This is a genomic window from Flavobacterium sp. DW-iso2, from assembly GCF_058725285.1.
In genome coordinates this window covers 67,325-82,266 of record NZ_JBZXDY010000012.1, presented here as the reverse complement: position 1 = coordinate 82,266, position 14,942 = coordinate 67,325, and the positions used below count along the sequence as shown (strand labels likewise).

Here is a 14,942-nt window from a genome sequence, read left to right as displayed (position 1 = left end):
TGAATTATCGTTTATCTACTGTTTTAAAATCTCTCAAGGGAGATCCTGTATATATTTGCCTTGGCCTTCCAATAGGTTCTTTGTTTTCACGCATTTCTTTCCATTGTGCTATCCAACCTGGTAAACGTCCAATAGCGAACATCACGGTAAACATATCGGTAGGAATTCCTAATGCTCTATAAATAATTCCAGAATAGAAATCTACATTTGGATATAAGCTTCTTGATTTGAAATATTCATCCTCTAGAGCCAATGCTTCTAACTTCTTTGCAATTGCAAGAATTGGATCATCAACACCTAAAGTTTCTAAAACTTCATCTGCCGCTTTTTTAATAATTTTAGCGCGTGGATCAAAGTTTTTATATACTCTATGACCAAAACCCATCAATCTAAAAGGATCATTTTTATCTTTGGCTTTAGCCATATACTTGTCAGTATCTCCTCCATTATTATGGATTTCTTCTAACATTTCAAGAACTGCTTGATTTGCTCCTCCGTGTAGAGGACCCCAAAGTGCTGAAACACCAGCTGATATTGACGCGAATAATCCGGCGTGAGATGAACCAACCATTCTTACAGTAGATGTAGAACAATTTTGTTCATGATCTGCATGAAGAATAAACAATTTATTTAATGCATCAATAACAATTGGACTTGCTTTATAAGGTCCTGTTGGTATTTCAAACATTAATTTCATGAAATTTTCGACATATCCTTTTGTGGTATCATAGTAATTTAAAGGATAACCCATGCTTTTTCTATACGTCCAGGTTGCAATTACAAGGAATTTCCCCATAGTTTTACAAACAGCATGATACATTTCTTTTTCATTATCAACATTTACTGATTTTGGATTAAATGCTGTTAACGCACTTGTCAATGCCGCTAACACACCCATTGGATGCGCTGTTCTAGGAAAACCATCAATGATATTTTTCATCTCTTCATTGACTAACGTATGCTTTCTAATATCATCTTCAAACTGTTTCAACTGAACTGCAGTTGGCAACTCTCCAAAGATTAAAAGAAAAGATACTTCTAAAAAATCAGCTTTGTCGGCCAAATCTTCTATCGAATATCCTCTGTAACGGAGTATTCCAAGTTCTCCATCTAAGAATGTAATTTTACTGGTACAAGAACCTGAATTTTTATACCCTGGGTCAAGAGTAATTACCCCAGTTAAATCTCGTAATTTGTTAATATCGATAGCTTCTTCGTTTTCGCTTCCTTGTACAACTGGAAACTCATACCTCTTACCATCAATTTCTACTATAGCTGTTTTTGACATAATATTTTGAAAATAAAACTTTATATTTAATAATTTACCAAATCTAAGGATAATAACATTAAATAAAAAGCGAAATTGATAATGTTATTGTTAAATAAAACAAAAAAGCCATTCGAATAATTCGAATGGCTTTTTTTAAACTATAATAACAAATCTTATTTTATCTTGAACGCTTTTTTCCCAGGAAAAAAAGCCGTTTCGCCTAGTTCCTCTTCTATTCTTAACAATTGATTGTATTTTGCCATACGATCAGAACGGGATGCAGATCCAGTTTTAATTTGACCACAATTCAAAGCAACCGCTAAGTCAGCAATTGTGTTGTCTTCTGTTTCTCCAGAGCGATGTGACATTACAGAAGTATACCCAGCATTTTTTGCCATATTAACAGCAGCAATAGTCTCTGTCAATGTACCAATCTGATTTACTTTTACTAAAATTGAGTTAGCAATACCTCTTTCGATACCCGTAGACAAGCGTTCTACATTAGTCACGAACAAATCATCTCCAACCAACTGCACTTTATCTCCAATTTTATCGGTAAGTAATTTCCATCCATCCCAGTCATTTTCATCCATTCCATCTTCAATTGAGATAATTGGATATTTAGCAACCAATTCAGCTAAATAGTCTACTTGTTCAGCAGAAGATCTAATTTTACCAGTTTCTCCTTCAAATTTAGAGTAATCGTATTTACCGTTTACATAAAATTCAGCAGCAGCACAATCTAAAGCGATCATGATTTCGTCACCAAAAGAATATCCAGCATTTTCAACTGCCAATTTAATTGTATCCAAAGCATCTTCCGTACCACCAGCTAAAGTTGGAGCAAAACCACCTTCATCACCTACAGCTGTAGAAAGACCTCTATCATGAAGTACTTTTTTAAGACTATGAAAAATTTCCGTTCCCATTTGCATAGCATGTGTAAAAGAAACTGCTTTTACCGGAAAAATCATAAATTCTTGAAATGCAATTGGTGCATCAGAATGTGAACCACCGTTGATGATATTCATCATTGGCACAGGCAATGTATTTGCAGAAACACCACCTACATATCTATATAATGGCAAGCCTAATTCATTAGCAGCAGCTTTTGCAACAGCAAGAGAAACTCCTAAAATGGCATTTGCTCCCAACTTTGATTTATTTGGAGTTCCATCCAAATCAATCATCATTTGATCAATTACATTTTGTTCAAAAACCGAAGTTCCTAAAAGTTCTTCAGCAATAAGGGTATTAACATTTTTCACTGCATTCAAAACTCCTTTTCCTAAATAGGCTTTCCCACCGTCACGTAATTCCACTGCTTCATGTTCTCCAGTTGAAGCTCCAGATGGAACTGCTGCTCTACCCAAAACACCGTGTTCAGTAACTACATCTACTTCTATAGTAGGGTTTCCTCTCGAATCGAAAATTTGTCTTGCGTGAATTTTGATAATAATACTCATATTACTTTATTTAAAATTTAATAATACAAATATATTCTATCTTTTCTAATGATAATATGAAAATAATGAATCTTATTAACGAAAACGTTATAATTATGACCAAATAAAAATTACACCTCTCCTTTTATAGAAATAAACTACAATTTATCTATTTCTACCCAATAAAAGCCCTTAAACCTATTCGTACAAAATGATCACATCAGATAAATTGACAAAATGTAAACACTGTCCATCTATCTATTTAACCCTATTTATTTATACTATTCTAAAAAAAGAAGGGTACTTCCTTTCATTAAAAAGCAAGCACCCCTATAGTATCTATAAAAAATATGATCTTACAATCTTACCCTTTTATATTTTCAATAAATTGATCAAATAAATAAGAGGAGTCGTGAGGCCCTGGACTTGCTTCAGGATGGTATTGAACTGAAAAACAATTCTTGTTTTTCATTCTCATACCAGCAACTGTTCCGTCATTTAAATGAACATGTGTGATTTCAAAATCAGAATTGTTTTCCAATTCTTCTTTGTTAACTGCAAAACCATGATTCTGTGAGGTAATCTCACCCTTTCCAGAAATTAAGTTCTTTACCGGATGATTTATCCCTCTGTGTCCATTAAACATTTTATAAGTGGAAATTCCATTAGCCAGCCCAATTACTTGGTGTCCTAAGCAAATACCAAATAATGGTCTATTGTTATCCAATATTTCTTTCGCTACTTGAATAGCTCCTGAAAGAGGTTCGGGATCACCAGGACCATTAGACAAGAAAAAACCATCAGGACTAAAAGATGCTAAATCATTGTATGTTGAATCAAAAGGAAAAACTTTAATGTAACAATCTCTCTTAGCAAGGTTACGAAGGATATTTGTTTTAATACCTAAGTCTAATGCTGCAATTTTGTAGGTAGCATTTTCATCACCAAAGTAATATGCCTCCTTAGTAGAAACTTTTGAAGCTAGTTCTAACCCTTTCATATCAGGAACATTTGCCAAAGACTTCTTTAAATCCTCTACAGAAGTACCGTCAGTACAAATAACAGCATTCATAGCTCCATTATCTCTAATGTAACTCACAAGTGCTCTAGTATCCACATCTGAAATACAAATAAGGTTTTGTTTAATGAAATACTCCTCTAAACTTTCTGAAGCATCAGCTCTGGAATAATTGAAACTAAAGTTTTTACAAACTAAACCTGATATTTTTATACCATCAGATTCTACATCATTTTCATTTACTCCATAATTTCCAATATGAGCATTAGTGGCGACCATTATTTGTCCAAAATAAGAAGGATCCGTAAAAATTTCTTGATAACCGGTCATTCCAGTATTAAAGCATACTTCTCCAAAAGTTGTTCCACTGATACCTATTGATTTTCCGTGGAAAATGGTTCCATCACTTAGTAAAAGTATGGCGCTTTGTCGTGTTGTATATTTCATGAGTAGTTAAATATTGTGCAAATTTAATCCATTAATACAATGGATGCAAACTTTTAAAATTTATTATAAAAGAAAAAACTAGCCTTTATGAGCGCTTTTACTTAATAGAACGTAACAAAACAAACAGAATAGCAGAAAAATCTAAAACTATACATTCATTTGTTCGAAAAAAAAACAAAAAAAAAGGATAAACTATTAATAGTTTATCCTTAAATTTTATTGAATGATTATCTTCATAATTACTCAGCAGCGTCTGTAGTTGTATCAGCTTCAGCAACTGGAGCTTCAGTAGCTTCATCTGCTTTTTTAGCTTTTCCACCACGACGGCTTTTTGCTTTTTTAACTTCTTTTTTACCACCATTGTAAAGTTCATTGAAATCTACAAGTTCGATCATTGCCATATCAGCATTATCTCCCAAACGATTTCCAACTTTAATGATACGAGTGTATCCACCTGGACGGTCGCCTACTTTAGCAGCTACGTCTCTGAACAAGTCAGTTACCGCATATTTGCTACGTAAGTAAGCAAAACAAATACGACGGTTATGGGTCGTATCAGTTTTTGATTTTGTTATTAAAGGCTCAACAAATTGTTTAAGCGCTTTCGCTTTAGCAACAGTAGTGTTAATACGTTTGTGCTCTATAAGAGAACAAGCCATATTAGCTAACATAGATTTTCTATGCGCTGTCTGTCTGCTTAAGTGGTTGAATTTTTTTCCGTGTCTCATGACGTGTGTTTTTATACTTTCATCTTGATACTATCCGTTTTGGAGATCAAAATATGAAGTAATTTATTCTTTATCTAGTTTGTATTTCGCTAAATCCATTCCGAAGTTCAAATTTTTAATAGCCACTAGTTCATCTAGTTCTGTTAAAGATTTTTTACCAAAATTACGGAATTTCATTAGGTCATTTTTATTGAACGATACTAAATCTCCAAGCGTATCAACTTCAGCCGCTTTCAAACAATTTAATGCTCTTACAGATAAGTCCATATCAACAAGCTTAGTTTTAAGCAATTGTCTCATATGTAATGATTCCTCATCATACGATTCTGTTTGTGCGATCTCATCAGCCTCGAGTGTAATCCTTTCGTCAGAAAACAACATGAAATGGTGAATTAAAACTTTGGCTGCTTCAGTAAGCGCATCTTTTGGATTGATAGAACCATCAGTTTTTATTTCAAAAACTAATTTTTCATAATCTGTTTTTTGCTCAACACGGAAATTTTCAATTGAATATTTTACGTTTTTTACCGGAGTAAAAATAGAATCCGTAAAAATAGTTCCAATTGCAGCGTTCTGTTTTTTGTTCTCCTCTGCAGGAACATATCCCCTACCTTTTTCGATTGTTAAATCAAAGTTCAGTTTGATTTTTGGATCTAGATTACAGATAACAAGTTCTGGATTCAAAACTTGGAAACCTGAAATGAATTTTTGAAAATCACCAGCTGTCAATTGATCCTTACCTGAAACAGAAATAGTAACTGCCTCATTATCTATATCTTCAATTTGACGTTTGAAACGTACTTGTTTAAGATTAAGGATAATTTCGGTAACATCTTCAACAACTCCTGAGATAGTAGAAAACTCATGATCTACACCTTCTATACGAACGGATGTAATTGCATAACCTTCTAATGCTGAAAGCAAAACTCTTCTAAGTGCATTACCAACGGTCAATCCGTAACCTGGTTCTAAAGGTCTAAATTCAAATTTACCTTCAAAATCGGTTGAATCGATCATGATAACTTTATCGGGCTTCTGAAAATTAAATATTGCCATAAATTTCGACTAAGTCAATTATTATTTGTTGTACAACTCTACGATTAATTGTTCTTTAATGTTTTCTGGGATTTGAAGTCTAGCTGGTACAGAAACGAAAGTACCTTCTTTAACGTCATTATTCCAAGTAATCCATTCATAAACATGACTTGAATTAGATAAAGAACGTTCGATAGCTTCTAATGATTTAGATTTTTCACGAACTCCTACTTTATCACCAGGTTTAAGGTGGTAAGAAGCAATGTTTACTACATCACCATTAACGGTAACGTGTCTGTGAGATACTAATTGTCTAGCGCCTCTTCGAGAAGGAGCAATACCCATTCTAAAGACAACGTTATCTAATCTTGCCTCACACAATTGTAAAAGAACTTCACCAGTAACACCTTTAGTAGCTGATGCTTTTTTAAATAAACCTCTGAATTGTTTTTCTAAAATTCCATAAGAATATTTAGCTTTTTGCTTCTCCATTAATTGGATTGCATATTCAGATTTTTTACCTCTTTTTTTAGCCATTCCGTGTTGCCCAGGTGGGTAACTTCTTCTTTCGAATGCTTTGTCATCTCCGAATATTGCTTCGCCAAATTTACGAGCAATTCTAGTTTTTGGACCAGTATATCTTGCCATTTCTAAAAATTTTATTCAGGTAGAGATTATGAATTCAGGTCATATCCTTCGATAATCGTGTTTTCTACCTAGTTATACTTAAATATATTATTAAACTCTACGTCTTTTAGGAGGACGACATCCGTTGTGAGGCATTGGAGTAACATCGATAATCTCAGTTACTTCGATTCCACCGTTATGCAAAGAACGAATCGCAGACTCACGTCCGTTTCCTGGTCCTTTTACATAAACTTTCACTTTTTTAAGTCCTGCTTCAATAGCTACTTTACTACAATCTTCTGCTGCCATTTGGGCTGCGTATGGAGTGTTCTTTTTAGAACCTCTAAAACCCATTTTACCAGCTGAAGACCAAGAAATAACTTCACCTTTTTTGTTTGTCAAAGAAATAATGATGTTATTGAAGGTAGCAGAAATATGAGCTTCTCCCGTTGATTCAACGATAACTTTACGTTTTTTTGCAGTTGCTTTAGCCATATTACTTATTATTTAGTTGCTTTTTTCTTGTTGGCAACAGTTTTTCTTTTACCTTTTCTTGTTCTAGAGTTGTTTTTAGTTCTTTGTCCTCTTAAAGGAAGACCAGTTCTATGACGGATACCTCTGTAACAACCAATATCCATTAAACGTTTGATGTTCAAAGAAACCTCAGAACGCAATTCTCCTTCAATTTTGAATTCTGATACCGCTTCACGAATCGCTCCGATCTCATCATCATTCCAATCTTGAACTTTTTTATCTTGGCTAACTTGAGCTTTTTCTAAAATCTCAATAGCTCTACTATTTCCTAATCCGAAGATATAGGTAAGTGCTATAACACCTCTCTTGTTTTTCGGGATATCTACCCCTGCAATTCTTGCCATAATTATCCTTGTCTTTGTTTAAATCTAGGATTCTTTTTGTTTATAACGTACAATATCCCTTTTCTACGCACAATCTTGCACTCGGGACTTCTCTTTTTTACTGATGCTCTAACTTTCATTGTGAATATCCTTTAATATCTATAAGTAATTCTTGCTTTTGACAAATCGTACGGGCTCATTTCTAGTTTCACTTTATCACCAGGTAATAATTTGATATAATGCATACGCATCTTTCCAGATATATGAGCAATTACAATATGTCCATTTTCTAACTCTACACGGAACATCGCATTTGATAATGCTTCAATTATAGATCCGTCTTGTTCTATTGCTGATTGTTTTGCCATAAGATTAAGCTACTGCTTTTCTATTTTTTCCACTCTTCATTAAACCGTCATAATGTTTGTTTAACAAGTATGAATTAATTTGTTGAATTGTATCTATGGCAACACCAACCATAATTATTAATGAGGTACCCCCAAAAAACATTGCCCAAGATTGTTGAACATCCATAAGACTTACAATAATCGCTGGGAACACAGCTATTAGAGCTAGAAATAAAGATCCTGGGAAAGTTATCAACGACATCACTTTGTCAAGAAAATCAGAAGTTTCTACACCTGGTCTAATACCTGGAATAAAACCTCCACTTCTTTTCAAATCATCTGACATCTTATTAGTAGGAACGGTGATTGCTGTATAAAAGAATGTGAATACAACTATCAAAGTTGCAAAAACAAGGTTATACCAAAAACCGAACATATTACTAAAAGCGCCTACAACTGATTGTGATGCATCTGATTTAGACAACCCAGCCACAGCAGCAGGAATGAACATGATAGCTTGAGCAAAGATAATTGGCATAACTCCAGAAGCATTAAGTTTCAAAGGAATCCATTGTCTATTACCACCCATCATATCTTGTTCAAAATCACCTGACGTTGTACGACGAGCGTACTGCACTGGTATCTTTCTAATTGCCATAGTTAATAAAACACAAGCAACAATAACTAAAAGCCAAATAATAATTTCGATAACCAATAACATTGGCCCACCGTTGTTATTCGTAACTCTAGTAGTAAACTCCTGTATAAATGCTTGAGGAAATCTAGCAAGTATACCTACCATAATTAAAAGCGAAATACCATTTCCAATTCCTTTATCAGTTATCTTTTCACCTAACCACATGGCAAATATCGTACCTGTAACTAAGATAATCACTGAAGAAAATAAGAATTCAAAAGAATTAAACCCTAATAAAAATGCACTACTAGGTAAAGTTCTATATAGATTGTAGATGTAAGTTGGTCCTTGTACTAGTGTAATAACAATAGTCAACCAACGTGTTATCTGATTAATCTTTTTTCTACCACTCTCACCATCATTTTGAAGTTTTTGCAAATAAGGAATCGCAATTCCCATAAGCTGAACAACAATAGAAGCCGAAATGTAAGGCATAATTCCTAAAGCAAAAACTGACGCTTTAGAGAATGCTCCACCAGTAAACATATCTAGAATAGATCCAATACCACTTTTGGTTTGACCTGCTAAACTATTTAATTGAGTCGCATCGATTCCCGGAAGCGTAACATGTGCTCCGAAACGATATACTAAAAGCAGACCCAATGTAATTAGGATTCTGTTTTTTAGTTCCTCGATTTTCCAAACATTACTTATTGATTCAATAAATTTCTTCATATTAATTGAAAAATTACATTGTTACAGCTTCTCCTCCAGCAGCTTCAATAGCGGCTTTTGCAGTAGCAGTAAATTTGTGAGCAGTTACTTTTAATCTTGCTGTCAATTCTCCTCTTCCTAAAATCTTAACGATTTCATTCTTAGTAGCCAAACGGTTTGCAACATAAGTTGTCATATCGACAGCATCAGTTACAATACCATTATCAACTAATAATTGAAGTGTATCAAGATTTACACCTTCGTACTCTTTACGATTGATGTTTGTAAAACCAAACTTAGGCACACGTCTTTGAAGAGGCATTTGCCCTCCTTCAAAACCAATCTTTTTAGAATACCCAGAACGAGATTTTTGTCCGTTGTGTCCTCTTGCCGAAGTACCACCTTTTCCAGAACCTTCTCCTCTACCTAGTCTCTTATTTTGACTGTGTGTTGAACCCTCAGCTGGTTGTAAGTTACTTAAATTCATACCAGTATTTGTTATTTAGCTTCTTCTACAGAAACTAAGTGTTTAACTTTGTTTATCATCCCAAGGATTGTAGGGTTTGAATCATGCTCTACAATTTGTCCCATTTTACGTAGACCTAAAGCTTCCAATCCTCTTTTTTGATCAAGTGGACAGTTGATTTTACTTCTAACTTGTTTTACTAATAATTTAGCCATAATTTCCTTGAATTAACCTTTAAAAACTTTTTCTAAAGAAACTCCTCTTTGTTTTGCAACACTATAAGCGCTTCTCATTTGTAACAACGCATCAAAAGTCGCCTTAACTACGTTGTGAGGATTTGATGATCCTTGAGATTTCGACAATACATCGTGAATCCCAACTGACTCAAGAACTGAACGAACAGCTCCACCTGCAATAACTCCTGTACCATGAGAGGCAGGAATTAAAAACACACGAGCTCCACCAAATTTACCTTTTTGTTCGTGTGGTACTGATTTACCATTCAAAGGAATTTTTACTAGATTTTTCTTCGCATCTTCTACTGCTTTCGCAATTGCTTCAGAAACATCTTTAGACTTTCCTAATCCATGACCTACAACACCATTCTCATCACCTACAACTACAATAGCAGAAAAACCGAAAGCTCTACCACCTTTTGTAACTTTAGTAACACGATTAACACTCACCAAACGATCTTTTAATTCAAGACCACTTGGTTTTACCAACTCTACATTCTTGTATTTATTAGACATAATATATTAGAATTTAAGTCCAGCAGCTCTCGCGCCTTCTGCTAATGATTTAATACGACCGTGATACAAGTAACCTCCTCTATCGAATGTTACAACTTCTATCCCCGCTTTTAACGCTTTCTCCGCTACAAGTTTTCCAACTGCAATAGCAACTTCTACGTTAGTACCTTTTTCTATTTCTTTTTCTCTTGAAGAAGCAGCCAAAATAGTAACTCCGTTTACGTCATCAATAAGTTGAGCATAAATTTCTTTGTTACTTCTAAATACAGATAGTCTTGGATTTGTAGCAGAACCACTAATCGATTTTCTAATTCTGAATCTAATTCTCTGTCTTCTTTCAGGTTTTGATAATGACATAATCTTATTTTTTAAGCTGATTTACCTGCTTTTCTTCTTAATACTTCACCTACAAATTTAACTCCTTTTCCTTTGTACGGCTCAGGCTTACGAAAAGCTCTAATTTTTGCCGCAACTTGACCTAAAAGTTGTTTGTCAAACGATGTAAGCTTAACAATTGGGTTTTTACCTTTTTCAGATATAGTTTCTAGAGTTACTTCAGCAGCAACTTGCAAAACAATATTGTGAGAATATCCAAGAGCTAAATCTAATTTCTGTCCTTGATTTGAAGCTCTATAACCAACTCCTACCAATTCTAATGATTTTGTAAAACCTTCAGTTACACCAATAATCATGTTATTGATTAAAGATCTGTACAAACCGTGTTTTGCTCTTTGGTCCTTGTGATCAGACGACCTGTCTACTTGAACTTGACCGTCTTCAACTGTAACAGTTACGTCCGAAAACTCCTGTGTCAGCTGACCATTTTTTCCTTTTACTGTAATAATACCGTCTTTAACTTCTACAGTTACTCCAGCAGGGATTACAATTGGGCTTTTACCTATTCTTGACATCTTATAGTCTATTTATTAGTATACGTAACAAATTACTTCACCACCAACATTCAATTGTTTTGCTTTTTTTCCTGTCATCAATCCTTTTGATGTAGAAACAATAGCAATACCTAATCCGTTAAGGATTCTTGGAATGGTTGAAGAACTTGAATATTTACGTAAACCTGGTTTACTAATTCTTTGGATATCTTTTATTACTGACTCTTTAGTATCTTTATCATACTTCAAAGCAATTTTGATTGAACCCTGAACAGCGTTGTCTTCAAATTTGTAACTTAAGATATAACCTTGATCAAATAAGATCTTAGTGATTTCTTTTTTTAGATTAGATGCAGGAATTTCGACAACTTTGTGGTTTGCAGCCACAGCGTTTCTAACTCTTGTTAAATAATCTGCAATAGGATCTGTATACATATGTATAAATTTGCGGCTATGGTTTTCTTCAGATTTTCTGTCGAACCTTTAACCAATTAAAATTAATTTTCTACCAACTGGCTTTTTTAACACCTGGGATCAATCCGTTATTTGCCATTTCACGGAATGTAACACGTGAAACACCAAATTGACGCATGTAACCTCTAGGTCTACCTGTTATTTTACATCTGTTGTGCAAACGAACAGGTGAAGCGTTTTTAGGTAATTTCTGCAAACCTACGAAATCTCCAGCCTCTAACAAAGCTTTTCTTTTCTCAGCATACTTAGCTACCGTTTTTTCTCTCTTCACCTCACGGGCTTTCATTGATTCTTTAGCCATATCTTAATTCTTTTTAAAAGGTAATCCTAATTCAGCCAATAATGACTTTGCTTCTTTATCCGTTTTTGCAGTAGTTACAAAAGAGATATCCATACCTGATATTTTGTTTACTTTATCAATGTCAATTTCTGGGAAAATGATTTGTTCTAAAACCCCAAGGTTATAGTTTCCTCTTCCGTCAAAACCTGTAGCTTTTATACCACTGAAATCTCTAACACGTGGCAAAGCAGAAGTAATAAGTCTATCTAAAAACTCATACATTCTTTCTCCACGCAAAGTAACTTTAGCACCAATAGGCATTCCTTTTCTCAATTTGAAAGATGCAACATCTTTCTTTGAAATTGTAGATATTGCTTTTTGTCCAGTTATCTTTGTCAATTCATCAACTGCATAGTCAATCAATTTTTTATCAGAAACTGCTGCTCCAACTCCACGGCTCAAAACGATTTTTTCCAATTTAGGAACTTGCATTACGTTTGTGTATCCGTACTCCTCTTTAAGAGCAGATATTACTCTGTTCTTATATTCTTCTTTTAGTCTAGGTGTATACTCCATTACTATAGTACTTGATTAGATTTTTTTGAAAATCTTACTTTCTTATCTCCTTCAACTCTAATTCCAACTCTTGTTGCTTCCTTTGTTTTAGGATCAATTAGAGAAAGATTAGAAATTTGAATAGCAGCTTCTTTTTTCACAATACCACCTTGAGGGCTTTTTGCACTTGGTTTCGTATGTTTTGAAACCATGTTTACACCTTCAACAATCGCTTTGTTTTTCTCACGGTCAACACGCAATACTTTACCTTCAGAACCTTTATGGTCTCCAGCTATTACTCTTACAATGTCGCCTGTTTTTATTTTTAGCTTTATCATCTTAAAACGAATTAAAGCACTTCAGGTGCTAATGATACAATTTTCATGAATTGTTTTTCACGAAGTTCTCTTGCTACTGGTCCAAAAACACGAGTTCCTCTCATTTCCCCTGCAGCGTTCAAAAGAACACATGCATTGTCATCGAAACGGATATAAGAACCATCGGCTCTTCTCACTTCTTTTCTGGTACGTACAACAACTGCAGTTGAAACAGCTCCTTTTTTAACGCTTCCGTTAGGAGTTGTATCTTTGATAGAAACTACAATCTTGTCACCAACTGAAGCATACCTTCTTTTGGTACCTCCTAAAACACGGATAGTTAAAACTTCTTTAGCTCCTGTGTTATCTGCTACTTTTAGTCTTGATTCTTGTTGTACCATAATTATTTAGCTCTTTCTAGGATTTCAACTAACCTCCAACATTTAGTTTTACTTAAAGGACGCGTTTCGCTAATCCTTACAGTATCTCCAATGTTACAGTCGTTCGTTTCGTCGTGTGCATGATACTTTTTAGTTTTCAACACGAACTTACCGTATAACGGGTGTTTTACTCTACGTACTTCAGCAACAACAATAGATTTATCCATTTTGTCAGAAGTTACAACACCAACTCTTTCTTTTCTTAAATTTCTTTTTTCTTCCATCTTTCAGCAGATTACAGTTGTTGCAATTCTCTTTTAGTTAGCTCTGTCGCTAATCTCGCAACTGTTCTTCTTACACTTCTAATTTGAAGCGGGTTCTCAATTGGTGATATAGCATGAGCCATTTTTAGGTCAGCATATGTTTTCTTAGTCAAACTAAGCTTCTCTTGCAACTCCGCTGCAGAAAGATCTTTTATTTCTGATTGTTTCATAATATAATATAGATTATGCTTCGAAATCTCTAGCAACAACGAACTTAGTTTTTACTGGAAGCTTTTGAGCTGCAAGACGTAACGCCTCTTTTGCAACTGACAAAGGAACTCCTCCAACTTCAAACATAATTCTTCCGGGTTTAACAACGGCAGCCCAATACTCAACTGCACCTTTACCTTTACCCATACGTACCTCAAGAGGTTTCTTAGTAATTGGTTTGTCTGGAAATATTTTGATCCATAATTGCCCCTCTCTTTTCATGAAACGAGTTGCAGCGATACGCGCAGCTTCAATTTGACGAGAAGTTAGAAACATTCCATCTTCATGTACAGATTTAATACCAAACATTCCATTAGAAAGTTCATGCCCTCTTCCAGAGTTCCCTTTCATTTTACCTTTTTGTACCTTACGGTATTTTGTTCTTTTAGGCTGTAACATTTTTCTTTAATTTAAAAATTACTTTCTTTTACGAGCGTCTGGTTTTCCACCTTTATTAAAGTTAGATTTTCCACGAGGAGAATCTCCACCTTTTCCGCCAGATTGTTTCTTGTCCATTCCAGCAAGCGGAGAAAGATCTCTCTTTCCGTAAACTTCACCTTTCATGATCCACACTTTGATACCCATTCTACCATAAGTAGTATGCGCTTCAGCTAATGCATAATCAATATCGGCTCTGAAAGTTGATAAAGGAACTCTTCCTTCTTTGAAACCTTCTGAACGTGCCATCTCAGCACCATTCAAACGACCAGAAATCAAAACTTTGATACCTTCAGCGTTCATACGCATAGAAGCAGCAATAGCCATTTTGATTGCACGTCTGTAAGAAATACGGCTTTCGATTTGACGACAGATGCTTGTAGCAACTAGATACGCGTCAAGTTCAGGTCTTTTGATTTCAAAGATGTTGATTTGAACCTCTTTGTCAGTAATTTTCTTAAGTTCTTCTTTTAACTTGTCTACCTCTTGTCCACCTTTTCCGATAATGATACCGGGTCTAGCAGTAGTGATAGTAACGGTTACAAGTTTCAAAGTTCTCTCGATGATTACTTTTGATACACTAGCTTTTGATAAACGAGCATGGATATACTTTCTGATTTTATGATCTTCGGCAAGTTTATCACCATAATCATTTCCACCATACCAGTTTGAGTCCCATCCTCTGATGATACCAAGTCTATTTCCAATTGGATTTGTCTTTTGTCCCATCTT

General features: G+C 34.6%; 25 protein-coding genes. All 25 read right to left on the bottom strand.

The window, feature by feature from the left end; translation table 11 throughout:
- Positions 1–4: 4 nt before the first annotated feature.
- Positions 5–1,288, bottom strand: a complete 1,284-nt coding sequence (locus tag AC4PRO_RS10235) for a citrate synthase (protein WP_492117275.1) — start codon at positions 1,286–1,288, stop codon at positions 5–7.
- A gap of 155 nt (positions 1,289–1,443) precedes the next feature.
- A complete protein-coding gene (gene eno, locus AC4PRO_RS10230; RefSeq protein WP_492117274.1) occupies positions 1,444–2,736 on the bottom strand; it encodes a phosphopyruvate hydratase in 1,293 nt (430 codons plus the stop codon).
- 343 nt (positions 2,737–3,079) lie between these two features.
- Positions 3,080–4,180 carry a glutamine-hydrolyzing carbamoyl-phosphate synthase small subunit gene (carA, locus tag AC4PRO_RS10225; RefSeq protein WP_492117273.1) on the bottom strand — a complete coding sequence of 367 codons (1,101 nt, stop codon included), beginning with the start codon at positions 4,178–4,180 and terminating at the stop codon, positions 3,080–3,082.
- 239 nt (positions 4,181–4,419) lie between these two features.
- On the bottom strand, positions 4,420–4,908 hold the full coding sequence (gene rplQ / locus AC4PRO_RS10220; RefSeq protein ID WP_074724329.1) for a 50S ribosomal protein L17: 489 nt from the start codon (positions 4,906–4,908) through the stop codon (positions 4,420–4,422).
- 63 nt (positions 4,909–4,971) lie between these two features.
- Entirely contained in the window at positions 4,972–5,964 is a 993-nt protein-coding gene (locus AC4PRO_RS10215) for a DNA-directed RNA polymerase subunit alpha (RefSeq protein ID WP_074724330.1), read from the bottom strand.
- A 21-nt stretch (positions 5,965–5,985) separates the two neighbouring features.
- On the bottom strand, positions 5,986–6,591 hold the full coding sequence (rpsD, locus tag AC4PRO_RS10210) for a 30S ribosomal protein S4 (protein ID WP_074724331.1): 606 nt from the start codon (positions 6,589–6,591) through the stop codon (positions 5,986–5,988).
- A gap of 90 nt (positions 6,592–6,681) precedes the next feature.
- Positions 6,682–7,065, bottom strand: a complete 384-nt coding sequence (gene rpsK, locus AC4PRO_RS10205) for a 30S ribosomal protein S11 (protein ID WP_007136543.1) — start codon at positions 7,063–7,065, stop codon at positions 6,682–6,684.
- Positions 7,066–7,073: 8 nt separating this feature from the next.
- Entirely contained in the window at positions 7,074–7,448 is a 375-nt protein-coding gene (gene rpsM, locus AC4PRO_RS10200; protein ID WP_074724332.1) for a 30S ribosomal protein S13, read from the bottom strand.
- A 2-nt stretch (positions 7,449–7,450) separates the two neighbouring features.
- Complete coding sequence (gene ykgO / locus AC4PRO_RS10195) at positions 7,451–7,567, bottom strand: type B 50S ribosomal protein L36 (RefSeq protein WP_074724333.1); 117 nt, start codon at positions 7,565–7,567, stop codon at positions 7,451–7,453.
- Between the two features lie 12 nt (positions 7,568–7,579).
- On the bottom strand, positions 7,580–7,795 hold the full coding sequence (gene infA / locus AC4PRO_RS10190; protein ID WP_007136545.1) for a translation initiation factor IF-1: 216 nt from the start codon (positions 7,793–7,795) through the stop codon (positions 7,580–7,582).
- Between the two features lie 4 nt (positions 7,796–7,799).
- Complete coding sequence (secY, locus tag AC4PRO_RS10185) at positions 7,800–9,146, bottom strand: preprotein translocase subunit SecY (protein ID WP_074724334.1); 1,347 nt, start codon at positions 9,144–9,146, stop codon at positions 7,800–7,802.
- Between the two features lie 13 nt (positions 9,147–9,159).
- Positions 9,160–9,612 carry a 50S ribosomal protein L15 gene (gene rplO / locus AC4PRO_RS10180; RefSeq protein WP_492117272.1) on the bottom strand — a complete coding sequence of 151 codons (453 nt, stop codon included), beginning with the start codon at positions 9,610–9,612 and terminating at the stop codon, positions 9,160–9,162.
- Positions 9,613–9,623: 11 nt separating this feature from the next.
- Complete coding sequence (rpmD, locus tag AC4PRO_RS10175) at positions 9,624–9,806, bottom strand: 50S ribosomal protein L30 (protein ID WP_016989314.1); 183 nt, start codon at positions 9,804–9,806, stop codon at positions 9,624–9,626.
- A gap of 12 nt (positions 9,807–9,818) precedes the next feature.
- The gene (gene rpsE / locus AC4PRO_RS10170) at positions 9,819–10,343 is read right to left on the bottom strand and encodes a 30S ribosomal protein S5 (protein WP_074724336.1); all 525 of its coding nucleotides are present in this window, start codon (positions 10,341–10,343) and stop codon (positions 9,819–9,821) included.
- 6 nt (positions 10,344–10,349) lie between these two features.
- Entirely contained in the window at positions 10,350–10,700 is a 351-nt protein-coding gene (gene rplR / locus AC4PRO_RS10165) for a 50S ribosomal protein L18 (protein WP_492117271.1), read from the bottom strand.
- Positions 10,701–10,711: 11 nt separating this feature from the next.
- Positions 10,712–11,254 (bottom strand): 50S ribosomal protein L6, encoded by a 543-nt coding sequence (rplF, locus tag AC4PRO_RS10160; protein WP_371535348.1) that lies wholly within the window; start codon positions 11,252–11,254, stop codon positions 10,712–10,714.
- A gap of 15 nt (positions 11,255–11,269) precedes the next feature.
- Positions 11,270–11,668 (bottom strand): 30S ribosomal protein S8, encoded by a 399-nt coding sequence (rpsH, locus tag AC4PRO_RS10155; protein WP_066081018.1) that lies wholly within the window; start codon positions 11,666–11,668, stop codon positions 11,270–11,272.
- Between the two features lie 70 nt (positions 11,669–11,738).
- Positions 11,739–12,008, bottom strand: a complete 270-nt coding sequence (rpsN, locus tag AC4PRO_RS10150) for a 30S ribosomal protein S14 (protein ID WP_074724338.1) — start codon at positions 12,006–12,008, stop codon at positions 11,739–11,741.
- A 3-nt stretch (positions 12,009–12,011) separates the two neighbouring features.
- Entirely contained in the window at positions 12,012–12,563 is a 552-nt protein-coding gene (gene rplE, locus AC4PRO_RS10145; RefSeq protein ID WP_074724339.1) for a 50S ribosomal protein L5, read from the bottom strand.
- Between the two features lie 2 nt (positions 12,564–12,565).
- Complete coding sequence (rplX, locus tag AC4PRO_RS10140) at positions 12,566–12,880, bottom strand: 50S ribosomal protein L24 (RefSeq protein WP_074724340.1); 315 nt, start codon at positions 12,878–12,880, stop codon at positions 12,566–12,568.
- 11 nt (positions 12,881–12,891) lie between these two features.
- The gene (rplN, locus tag AC4PRO_RS10135; protein ID WP_007136556.1) at positions 12,892–13,260 is read right to left on the bottom strand and encodes a 50S ribosomal protein L14; all 369 of its coding nucleotides are present in this window, start codon (positions 13,258–13,260) and stop codon (positions 12,892–12,894) included.
- Positions 13,261–13,262: 2 nt separating this feature from the next.
- Positions 13,263–13,523 carry a 30S ribosomal protein S17 gene (rpsQ, locus tag AC4PRO_RS10130; RefSeq protein WP_074724341.1) on the bottom strand — a complete coding sequence of 87 codons (261 nt, stop codon included), beginning with the start codon at positions 13,521–13,523 and terminating at the stop codon, positions 13,263–13,265.
- Positions 13,524–13,534: 11 nt separating this feature from the next.
- Positions 13,535–13,732 carry a 50S ribosomal protein L29 gene (gene rpmC, locus AC4PRO_RS10125; RefSeq protein WP_074724342.1) on the bottom strand — a complete coding sequence of 66 codons (198 nt, stop codon included), beginning with the start codon at positions 13,730–13,732 and terminating at the stop codon, positions 13,535–13,537.
- Between the two features lie 13 nt (positions 13,733–13,745).
- Complete coding sequence (gene rplP / locus AC4PRO_RS10120) at positions 13,746–14,171, bottom strand: 50S ribosomal protein L16 (RefSeq protein ID WP_016989325.1); 426 nt, start codon at positions 14,169–14,171, stop codon at positions 13,746–13,748.
- Between the two features lie 18 nt (positions 14,172–14,189).
- Complete coding sequence (gene rpsC / locus AC4PRO_RS10115) at positions 14,190–14,939, bottom strand: 30S ribosomal protein S3 (protein ID WP_026707012.1); 750 nt, start codon at positions 14,937–14,939, stop codon at positions 14,190–14,192.
- Positions 14,940–14,942: the final 3 nt, after the last annotated feature.